6 protein-coding genes, 2 rRNA genes and 1 other annotated feature (1 of these 9 running past the window's edge) are annotated in these 10543 nt (G+C 55.5%); of the genes, 6 read left to right on the top strand and 2 right to left on the bottom strand.

Annotation, left to right across the window (positions count from 1 at the left end; all coding sequences use genetic code 11):
• The 5 genes from QWT68_RS12055 to QWT68_RS12035 form a co-directional block, all read left to right on the top strand.
• Positions 1-2666, top strand: a 23S ribosomal RNA gene (locus QWT68_RS12055); it begins 266 nt to the left of the window's first position.
• 79 nt (positions 2667-2745) lie between these two features.
• Positions 2746-2861 (top strand): 5S ribosomal RNA (gene rrf, locus QWT68_RS12050).
• Positions 2862-3279: 418 nt separating this feature from the next.
• Positions 3280-3756, top strand: a complete 477-nt coding sequence (locus QWT68_RS12045; protein WP_040285185.1) for a glutathione peroxidase — start codon at positions 3280-3282, stop codon at positions 3754-3756.
• A 107-nt stretch (positions 3757-3863) separates the two neighbouring features.
• Entirely contained in the window at positions 3864-5330 is a 1467-nt protein-coding gene (gene guaB, locus QWT68_RS12040; protein ID WP_040285186.1) for an IMP dehydrogenase, read from the top strand.
• A gap of 130 nt (positions 5331-5460) precedes the next feature.
• Entirely contained in the window at positions 5461-6804 is a 1344-nt protein-coding gene (locus tag QWT68_RS12035; RefSeq protein WP_040285187.1) for a serine hydrolase, read from the top strand.
• Between the two features lie 26 nt (positions 6805-6830).
• Here QWT68_RS12035 and pdxR read toward each other — a convergent pair whose 3' ends face one another.
• The gene (pdxR, locus tag QWT68_RS12030; protein ID WP_290148529.1) at positions 6831-8243 is read right to left on the bottom strand and encodes a MocR-like pyridoxine biosynthesis transcription factor PdxR; all 1413 of its coding nucleotides are present in this window, start codon (positions 8241-8243) and stop codon (positions 6831-6833) included.
• Positions 8244-8403: 160 nt separating this feature from the next.
• Positions 8404-8618, top strand: a binding site (T-box leader).
• A 70-nt stretch (positions 8619-8688) separates the two neighbouring features.
• Here pdxR and serS point away from each other — a divergent pair.
• Complete coding sequence (gene serS / locus QWT68_RS12025; protein ID WP_040285189.1) at positions 8689-9972, top strand: serine--tRNA ligase; 1284 nt, start codon at positions 8689-8691, stop codon at positions 9970-9972.
• A 27-nt stretch (positions 9973-9999) separates the two neighbouring features.
• On the opposite strand, the gene tadA is transcribed toward serS, so the two are convergent.
• Positions 10000-10503 (bottom strand): tRNA adenosine(34) deaminase TadA, encoded by a 504-nt coding sequence (gene tadA / locus QWT68_RS12020; protein WP_040285190.1) that lies wholly within the window; start codon positions 10501-10503, stop codon positions 10000-10002.
• Positions 10504-10543 lie beyond the last annotated feature (40 nt).

Genomic DNA, 10543 nt, shown 5'->3' with positions numbered 1-10543 from the left:
AGCCCAAACCAGGAAGCTTGCTTCCTGGGGTTGTAGGACACTCTATACGGAGTTACAAAGGGATGGGGTAGGCGAAGCGGCCTGGAAAGGCCCGCCAGAGTGGGTAAAAGCCCCGTAACCGAAATTCCATTCCCTCCAGAGTGGATCCTGAGTACGGCGGAACACGTGAAATTCCGTCGGAATCCGGGAGGACCATCTCCCAAGGCTAAATACTCCCTAGTGACCGATAGTGAACCAGTACCGTGAGGGAAAGGTGAAAAGCACCCCGGAAGGGGAGTGAAATAGATCCTGAAACCGTGTGCCTACAAGTTGTCAGAGCCCGTTAATGGGTGATGGCGTGCCTTTTGTAGAATGAACCGGCGAGTTACGATTCCATGCAAGGTTAAGCCGAGAACGCGGAGCCGCAGCGAAAGCGAGTCTGAACAGGGCGCATGAGTATGGGGTCGTAGACCCGAAACCAGGTGATCTACCCATGTCCAGGGTGAAGGTAAGGTAACACTTACTGGAGGCCCGAACCCACGTACGTTGAAAAGTGCGGGGATGAGGTGTGGGTAGCGGTGAAATTCCAATCGAACCTGGAGATAGCTGGTTCTCTCCGAAATAGCTTTAGGGCTAGCCTCAAACGTCAGAATCTCGGAGGTAGAGCACTGTTTGGACGAGGGGCCCATCCCGGGTTACCGAATTCAGACAAACTCCGAATGCCGATGATTTATGTTTGGGAGTCAGACTATGGGTGATAAGGTCCGTAGTCGAGAGGGAAACAGCCCAGACCGCCAGTTAAGGTCCCCAAGTATTCGTTAAGTGGAAAAGGATGTGGCGCTGCCCAGACAACCAGGATGTTGGCTTAGAAGCAGCCATCATTTAAAGAGTGCGTAATAGCTCACTGGTCGAGTGGCGCTGCGCCGAAAATGTATCGGGGCTAAACGAATCACCGAAACTGCGGATTGACACCTCAGGTGTCAGTGGTAGGAGAGCGTTCCAAGGGCGTTGAAGCTGGACCGGAAGGACTGGTGGAGCGCTTGGAAGTGAGAATGCCGGTATGAGTAGCGAAAGAAGGGTGAGAATCCCTTCCACCGAATGCCTAAGGTTTCCTGAGGAAGGCTCGTCCGCTCAGGGTTAGTCAGGACCTAAGTCGAGGCCGATAGGCGTAGACGATGGATAACAGGTTGATATTCCTGTACCACCTCCCCGCCGTTTGAGTAATGGGGGGACGCAGAAGGATAGGGTGAGCGCGCTGTTGGTCATGCGCGTCCAAGCAGTGAGGTGTGGAACGAGGCAAATCCCGTTCCTGTAACATTGAGCTGTGACGGCAAGGGGAGTATTCCCTGGAGTCCCTGATTTCACACTGCCAAGAAAAGCCTCTAGCGAGGCGGGAGGTGCCTGTACCGCAAACCGACACAGGTAGGCGAGGAGAGAATCCTAAGGTGATCGAGAGAACTCTCGTTAAGGAACTCGGCAAAATGACCCCGTAACTTCGGGAGAAGGGGTGCTCTGGTAGGGTGAATAGCCCGAGAGAGCCGCAGTGAATAGGCCCAGGCGACTGTTTAGCAAAAACACAGGTCTCTGCAAAACCGTAAGGTGACGTATAGGGGCTGACGCCTGCCCGGTGCTGGAAGGTTAAGAGGAGAGGTTAGCGCAAGCGAAGCTTCGAATTGAAGCCCCAGTAAACGGCGGCCGTAACTATAACGGTCCTAAGGTAGCGAAATTCCTTGTCGGGTAAGTTCCGACCCGCACGAAAGGCGTAACGATCTGGGCACTGTCTCAACGAGAGACTCGGTGAAATTATAATATGCGTGAAGATGCGCATTACCCGCGACAGGACGGAAAGACCCCGTGGAGCTTTACTGTAGCCTGATATTGAATTCCGGTGCAGCCTGTACAGGATAGGTAGGAGCCTTGGATGCGTGAGCGCCAGCTTACGCGGAGGCAATGGTGGGATACTACCCTGGCTGTATTGGACTTCTAACCCTTGCCCGTGATCCGGGCAGGAGACAGTGTCAGGCGGACAGTTTGACTGGGGCGGTCGCCTCCTAAAAGGTAACGGAGGCGCCCAAAGGTTCCCTCAGAATGGTTGGACATCATTCGAAGAGTGCAAAGGCATAAGGGAGCTTGACTGCGAGACCGACAAGTCGAGCAGGGTCGAAAGACGGGCTTAGTGATCCGGTGGTTCCGCATGGAAGGGCCATCGCTCAACGGATAAAAGCTACCCCGGGGATAACAGGCTTATCTCCCCCAAGAGTCCACATCGACGGGGAGGTTTGGCACCTCGATGTCGGCTCATCGCATCCTGGGGCTGTAGTCGGTCCCAAGGGTTGGGCTGTTCGCCCATTAAAGCGGTACGCGAGCTGGGTTCAGAACGTCGTGAGACAGTTCGGTCCCTATCCGTCGCGGGCGCAGGAAATTTGAGAGGAGCTGTCCTTAGTACGAGAGGACCGGGATGGACACACCGCTGGTGTACCAGTTGTCTTGCCAAAGGCATCGCTGGGTAGCTATGTGTGGACGGGATAAATGCTGAAAGCATCTAAGCATGAAGCCCCCCTCGAGATGAGATTTCCCATTACGCAAGTAAGTAAGATCCCTCAAAGATGATGAGGTGGATAGGTCTGGTGTGGAAGCATGGCGACATGTGGAGCTGACAGATACTAATCGATCGAGGACTTAACCAAACAAAAGCGGAAGCGCCGTAAGGCGGTCTTGGCTGCACAATGTCTGTTTTATCCAGTTTTGAGCGAACAAGCTCATCTGTCTGGTAATGATGGCGAAGAGGTCACACCCGTTCCCATACCGAACACGGAAGTTAAGTTCTTCAGCGCCGATGGTAGTAGGGGGCTTCCCCCTGTGAGAGTAGGACGTTGCCGGGCAACACAGAAGCACGAGCCGAGACGATATGTCTCAGCTCGTGTTTTTTATTTGCTGACTGTGCTGAAGTGCAAGGTGCCCTTAAAAAAGGCGCAGCCCACCATTCATCTCTTGGTCTTGCTCCTTGAGGACCACCTGCAAATTGTGCGGCCTCATAACCGGTCGCGTCAGCAGGCCGGTTATGAGCGGAAATCAAGTTTTATGAGCGGAAATCAAGTTTTATGAGCGGAAATCAAGTTTTATGAGCGGAAATCAAGTTTTATGAGCGGAAATCAAGTTTTATGAGCGGAATCCAAGGTTTATGAGCGTCAGCCCCCAGCAGTGCCTGTCTCACCGTGTAAACAGCCCAGGACGTCTTCTTTGCGCTCTGAAACCCTTTGCATTATGGTTAAACTACTACAAACGAGGGAGAGGGAGCAGATGGAATCCATTTACGACTTTACGATGAAGAAGCCGGACGGCACGGAAGAATCGCTCGCGGCCTATGAAGGTAAGCCGATGCTGATTGTGAATACGGCGAGCAAGTGCGGTTTCGTCAAACAGTTCGATGAGCTCGAAGAAGTGTATGACACCTACAAGGACCAAGGTCTCGTAGTGCTCGGTTTCCCGTCGGATAACTTCAGCAACCAGGAGTTCGGCAGCAGTGAGGAAGCGGAGGAGTTCTGCCGTATGAATTATGGTGTCACCTTCCCGGTCTCTGCCAAAGTGGATGTGAAGGGGGACCAGGCTGAGCCGCTGTTCAAGTACCTGGCCTCCCAGAAGAAGGGGATGCTGACGGAAGGGATCAAGTGGAACTTCACGAAGTTCCTCATCGACCGGGAAGGCCATGTCGTTGACCGCTTTGCTCCGCAGACGGGCCCGCTTAATATGAAAGATGCCATTGAAAAGCTTATTTAACCGAAAAGCGGCAATACTTTTACTTGTCGGGGCTTCCTTGACACGGTTCAGCACCGCTGATAACCTATTATCTAATATTTAACCGAAACTACAGGGGGGCGTCAGACATGTGGGAGACGAAATTTGCACGTGAAGGACTGACTTTTGATGATGTGCTGCTGGTACCGGGAGCATCGGAGGTACTGCCGAAGGATGTATCGCTGTCCGTCAAGATGACTGATATGATCCAGCTGAATGTGCCGCTGATCAGTGCAGGCATGGATACGGTGACGGAATCCAAAATGGCGATCGCCATGGCGCGTCAGGGCGGGCTCGGCGTCATCCATAAGAACATGAGCATCGAAGAGCAGGCGGAGCAGGTCGTGACCGTCAAACGCTCGGAGAATGGCGTCATCACGAATCCGTTCTATTTGACACCGGAACACCAGGTCTACGATGCAGAGCACCTCATGGGCAAATACCGGATCTCCGGTGTGCCGATCGTCGATACGCTCGATAACCGGAAGCTGGTCGGCATCATTACGAACCGTGATCTGCGCTTCATCCAGGACTATTCACTCCTCATTTCCGATGTCATGACGAAAGAGGAGCTGGTCACGGCACCGGTCGGCACGACACTTGAAGATGCGGAGAAGATCCTTCAGCAGCACAAGATCGAAAAGCTGCCGATCGTGGACGAGGCAGGGCATCTGTCCGGCCTGATCACGATCAAGGATATCGAGAAGGTCATCGAGTTCCCGAATGCGGCGAAAGACAAGCACGGCCGGCTGCTCGCAGCTGCAGCGGTCGGTGTCACCTCTGATACGATGGTGCGTGTCGAAAAGCTCGTCGAAGCGGAAGTCGATGCCATCGTCCTCGACACGGCGCACGGCCACTCGAAAGGCGTATTGGAGATGGTGAAGAAGATCCGGGAGACATATCCGGAACTTGCCATCATCGCCGGCAACGTTGCAACAGCCGAAGGGACGGCAGCACTCTATGAAGCTGGAGCGGATGTCGTCAAGGTCGGTATCGGCCCGGGCTCCATCTGTACGACACGCGTGGTTGCCGGTGTCGGCGTTCCGCAGATCACCGCAGTCTACGACTGTGCAGCGGTCGCACGGGAGCATGGCAAGACGATCATCGCGGACGGCGGCATCAAGTTCTCCGGCGACATCGTTAAGGCACTCGCGGCCGGCGGACATGCCGTCATGCTCGGCAGCCTGCTGGCAGGCACGACGGAAAGCCCGGGCGAGACGGAGATCTACCAGGGCCGGACGTTCAAGGTGTACCGCGGCATGGGTTCCGTCTCCTCCATGGAACGCGGCTCGAAAGACAGGTATTTCCAGGATGATGCGAAGAAGCTGGTCCCGGAAGGCATCGAAGGGCGCATGCCGTACAAGGGCTCGCTGTCAGATACCGTGCATCAGCTGATCGGCGGCATCCGTGCCGGCATGGGCTACTGCGGTACGAAGGATCTGCATACGCTGCGTGAAGAAGCGCAGTTCATCCGCATGACGGGTGCAGGCTTACGCGAAAGCCACCCGCATCAGGTGCAGATCACGAAAGAAGCACCGAACTATACGATCTCCTGAGCATCAGGAACTTCAGCACCTTTCCGGACGTCCCATATGGGCGGAAAGGTGCTTTTTTTGTTATACACTCCCCGCCCTCTTTGAGGTATGATAAACTATGGGAGTAAATTGCAGTAACGGGGGTAGAAATGTGAAGAAAATGAAGAACAGATGGCTGTCTGTCCTGTGTTCAGCAGTGCTGCTGATCACGTTGTTCGGTGCATCCACCGCACAGGCGGACACATCACTCGGTCTGCACGTGGACGGAGCGATTTTGATTGACGCGGACAGTGGAAAGATCTTGTATGAACAAAATGCCGACGCACCGCTTGGCCTTGCGAGCATGTCCAAGATGATGGTGGAGTACCTTCTGTTCGAAGCGATCGATGAAGGCAAGATCAAGTGGGATCAGCAGTACAAAGTGACCGATTATACATATGCTGTTTCACAGGACGGCAGTCTGAGCAACGTGCCGCTCCGCCGTGACGGCTCGTATTCCATCAAGGAACTGTACGAAGCATTGGCGATCTATTCGGCGAATGCTGCGACGATCGGGATTGCGGAAACGATTGCCGGCACGGAAACGGAATTTGTGAAAATGATGAACGAAAAGGCGAAGGAACTCGGTCTGACCGACTATAAATTCGTCAACTCGACAGGTTTGAACAATGCCAACCTGCACGGCATGCATCCGGAAGGGACAGGCCCGAATGATGAGAATGTCATGCCTGCCAAGTCCGTCGCAAAGCTTGCGTATTCGCTGCTGCGCGATTATCCGCAAGTACTCGATACGACGAAGATCACGACGGAGTATTTCCGGAAAGGCACGGACGATGAAACGAAGATGGACAACTGGAACTTCATGCTTCCTGGTTTCGTGTATGCCTATGAAGGTGTTGACGGCCTGAAGACCGGAACGACTGAATTTGCCGGCTACTGCTTCACCGGGACTGCGATGCGCGACGGCAAGCGGGTCATCGCGGTTGTCATGAATGCGGTCGATAAGAACGGCAAAGGGTCATACGGAGCCCGTTTTGAAGCGGCGCGCTCGATGTTCGATTATGGGTTCAGCCAGTTCTCCGAAGTGGAATTCGTGCCGGAAGGGTACCAGTTCAAAGGCAAGGAAACCCTCCCTGTCCTGAAAGGGAAAGAGAAAGAAGCTGCAATTGAAGTGAAGGAACCGATCACAATGATGGTGAAAACGAGTGAGAAGGATCAGTATGAACCGAAGCTCGTCATCGACAAGAAAAAGCTGAAAGATGGTTCACTGGAAGCCCCTGTCAAGAAAGGCACGGTCATCGGTCATGTGGAACTCGTGAAGAAAGACGGTTCCGAAGACTATGGCTATGTCGACGGCACGGATGCAGGCGCTGAAGTCGTCACGAAAGAGGCGGTCGAGAAGGCCGGCTGGTTCTCCCTTGCGATGGGCGGAATCGGGCATTTCTTCTCGGGTCTCTGGGACAGTGCCAGCGGGTTCGTCAAAGGCCTGTTTTAACAGATGAAAAAGGAACAGCTGCAGAGTCATTCTGCGCTGTTCCTTTTTTTGATGGTCCAGGCGGCCATGAGCCGCCGGACACCTTCTGTGATCTGTTGATCCGTCAAACCGCCGAATCCGAGCAGGAAGGCGGGAGATCCAGAGGATGCGCCCGACCGGTAGCTGTCCAGGCGGTAGACCCGCACATCGGCCTGCAGTGCAGCTTCGGCAAGTTCCTCTTCCGACCGATCGAGTGCAAGTGTGACAATGATATGCATGCCGGCCTCATCCCCTGAATAGGTGACTGCCGGTTGATAGGGGGCAAGCTGCTCGAGCAGCAGCTGCAGCTTTTTCCGATACAGCTTCCGCATGCGGTTCAGATGCCGGGCGAACTGTCCGTCCGCCATGAACCGGGCGAGCATATGCTGATCGATCCGCGGGACGGTGGATGCATAATGGATGAACGCGCCGCGGTACAGGTCGAGGAGCGGTTTTGGCAGCACCATATAGGCGATCCGCAGTGAGGGCATAAGAGACTTCGAAAACGTACTCAGATAGATGACATGGTCCCCGCGGTCCATACCATGAAGGGCTGGGATCGGCCGTCCGGCATAGCGGAATTCCCCATCGTAATCGTCCTCGATGATGTACCGGTCCGGATGCCCTGCCGCCCAGTTCAGCAATGCTGCCCGGCGTGGCGCTGACAGCACAGTGCCTGTTGGGAACTGATGTGACGGCGTGACATACGCCGCAGTCGCCGGCGACTGAAGGAGACGGTCCGTGTCCATCCCTTCCGCGTCTACGGGAATGGGGATGGCCCTTCGCTGCCCCTGGTCGAACACATGGTGGCTGAGCGGGTAGCCCGGGTCCTCGACGGCATAGACAGCGCCGTCCCCGAGGATCCGGATGATGAGCGGGATGAGCTGCTCGGTTCCGGAACCGACGATGATCTGATCCGGGTCACAGATGACCCCGCGGGAATGATATAAGTAGGTCGCAATTTCGGCACGCAGTTCGGCGTCACCGTGCGGGTCGCCGAGCTGCAGCAGGTGCGCCGCCTGCTCATCGATGACATCTTTTGCGGCTTTCCGCCATTTTTTGAACGGGAACGACTCGGTGTCCACCATTCCGGGAGAGAAATCAATTTCCGCCTTCCGCGACATCGAGACCGGTGTCCCGGTATAAGCGGCGGGCTCGGTATACGCCAGTTCTTCGATATCCTGGACGTAATAGCCGCTGCGCGGGACGGCGGTGATATAGCCTTCGGCAGTCAGCTGGCCGTATGCCAGTTCGATGGTCGTCTGACTGACCGCGAGAAATTCGCTCAGCTTGCGTTTTGACGGCAGTTTCTTTCCGACCGGTACACGCTGTTCCGTAATATCGCGCTTCATCTGCCGGTAAATCTGTTCATACAGCGGCAGTTCGTGTGATTTGTCCAAGGCAATCAGCCATTCTTCCATCGGTCCCCTCCGTTTCTGACCTGCATCAGGAGTGTAGAAAATCAATAACAGGACAGGTCATAGGGCCAGTATACCGCAAGCGGTCCAGACGTCCAGGAGGAACCGTCAGTGCACTTGCCAAACAGGCGGCCTTATAGTACAGTAAAGGTACTTTCATACACTAAACACGATGAGGGGAAGCAGTAGCAGATCTGTTTTCGACCAGAGAGCCGGCGGGTGGTGCAAGCCGGCGGAAACGACTGTGAATCCGTCCCTGAGCAGCCGGGCTGAACTTGAAGTAGGCCTGCGCCGGCACCGGAGCCGTTACCGTCCTGGAGTGGATCAGCTTTGTGCTGGTTAAACTGGGTGGTACCGCGGGTAGTTCTCGTCCCTGATGTCAGGGGATGGAGGGCTTTTTTTATGCCCGGAAACCGGGGAATCGTGACCAATCGAAGGAGGAATTCAAATGCTGGACAGGAAAGTATTGCGGACGGATTTTGAAGGTGTGAAACAGAAATTAGCGAAACGCGGGGAGGATATTTCGGAACTGGACCGGTTCCCGGAGCTCGATGAAAAACGCCGCGAGCTGCTGGCGAAAGTGGAAGCACTGAAGGCGGAGCGCAACGAAGTATCCCAGCAGGTCGCGGAGATGAAGCGCAACAAGCAGGACGCTGATGAGCTCGTACTGAGGATGCGGAAGGTCGGCGAGGACATCAAAGCGTACGACAACGAACTGCATGAGATCGAAGAGCAGCTTGACTATGTGCTCATGCGCATCCCGAACATCCCGCATGAAAGCGTCCCGATGGGCGACAGCGAAGACGACAACGTGGAAGTGCGCAAGTGGGGCGAGACACCGGAGTTCAGCTTCGAACCGAAACCGCACTGGGAAATCGGGACAGGACTCCAGATCCTCGATTTTGAACGGGCTGCGAAAGTGACAGGCAGCCGGTTCGTCTTCTATCGCGGACTTGGTGCACGTCTCGAGCGTGCCCTCATCAACTTCATGATGGATCTGCATCAGGAGGAGCACGGCTATGAGGAGATGCTGCCGCCGTACCTCGTGAACCGTGCGAGCCTGACGGGAACGGGCCAGCTGCCGAAATTCGAGGAGGATGCATTTCTGATTCCGGAAGAAGATTATTTCCTCATCCCGACGTCTGAAGTGCCGGTGACGAACTTCTACCGCGATGAAATCCTGCCGGCGGACATGCTGCCGAAGGCGTTCGCTGCGTACAGCACGAACTTCCGCTCGGAAGCGGGTTCAGCGGGACGTGACACACGCGGGCTCATCCGTCAGCACCAGTTCAACAAAGTGGAACTGGTGCGTTTCGTCAACCCTGACAACTCGTATGATGAACTCGAGAAACTTACAGGGCATGCGGAGAAAGTTCTGCAGCTTCTGGAACTGCCATACCGTGTGCTGAAGATGTGCACAGCGGACCTCGGCTTCACTGCGGCGAAGAAGTACGACATCGAAGTATGGATCCCGACGCAGAACGTGTATCGCGAGATCTCGTCTTGTTCGAACTTCGAGGACTTCCAGGCGCGCCGGGCGAACATCCGGTTCCGCCGCGAAAAAGGCGGCAAGCCGGAGTACGTCCATACGCTGAACGGCAGCGGGCTGGCAGTCGGCCGAACCGTTGCGGCATTGCTTGAAAACAACCAGCAGGAAGACGGCTCGGTCCGGATTCCGGAAGTGCTGCGTCCGTATATGGGCGGCCGGGAATTCATCACACCGGCAGAATAAGACAACTGGAAAAAGCGGCAGGGGAAGTCATTCGGCTTCCTCTGCCGCTTTTCGTTTGGCCGCTTTTTTCTTTGCACGCAGGCTGCGGAAAAACCCAGAGAGCAGGGTACCGCAAGCCTCGCCCAGCACACCTTCCCGGACGGTGCATTCGTGGTTGAACCGGGGGTCGTTCAGCAGCCGGTACAGCGTGTCCACACAGCCTGCCTTCGGATCGCGCGCCCCGTAAACGACGGTCGGGATGCGCGACTGCAGGATGGCTCCTGCACACATCGGGCAGGGCTCGAGTGTCACATACAATTCCGTCTCCTCGAGCCGCCAGCTGCCGATCACCGCGCAGGCCTGCTCGATCGCGGACAGTTCCGCATGCGTCACGGCGTTCTGCGTCGTCTCCCGCAGATTGTGCGCCCGGGCGATCACTTCACCGTGGTGGACAATCACCGCACCGATCGGCACTTCACCGATCGCTTCCGCCTTCATCGCTTCCTCGATTGCGAGCCCCATGAAATGCTCGTCTCGTTCCTGCATATTCATCGACATCGCTCCTTACCTTCAGTGTAGCACGGACAGGTGA

It is taken from the genome of Sporosarcina trichiuri, assembly GCF_030406775.1.
Lineage (GTDB): Bacteria > Bacillota > Bacilli > Bacillales_A > Planococcaceae > Sporosarcina > Sporosarcina trichiuri.
Note: the sequence above shows the minus strand (reverse complement) of the source record. Positions and strands in the feature narration are given on the sequence as shown.

Excerpts from the sequence above, each read along its gene's own strand:
- guaB (WP_040285186.1), top strand. The coding sequence starts at position 3,864 with ATGTGGGAGACGAAATTTGCACGTGAAGGACTGACTTTTGATGATGTG.
- pdxR (WP_290148529.1), bottom strand. The coding sequence starts at position 8,243 with ATGGAAGAATGGCTGATTGCCTTGGACAAATCACACGAACTGCCGCTG.
- serS (WP_040285189.1), top strand. The coding sequence starts at position 8,689 with ATGCTGGACAGGAAAGTATTGCGGACGGATTTTGAAGGTGTGAAACAG.
- QWT68_RS12045 (WP_040285185.1), top strand. The coding sequence starts at position 3,280 with ATGGAATCCATTTACGACTTTACGATGAAGAAGCCGGACGGCACGGAA.
- tadA (WP_040285190.1), bottom strand. The coding sequence starts at position 10,503 with ATGAATATGCAGGAACGAGACGAGCATTTCATGGGGCTCGCAATCGAG.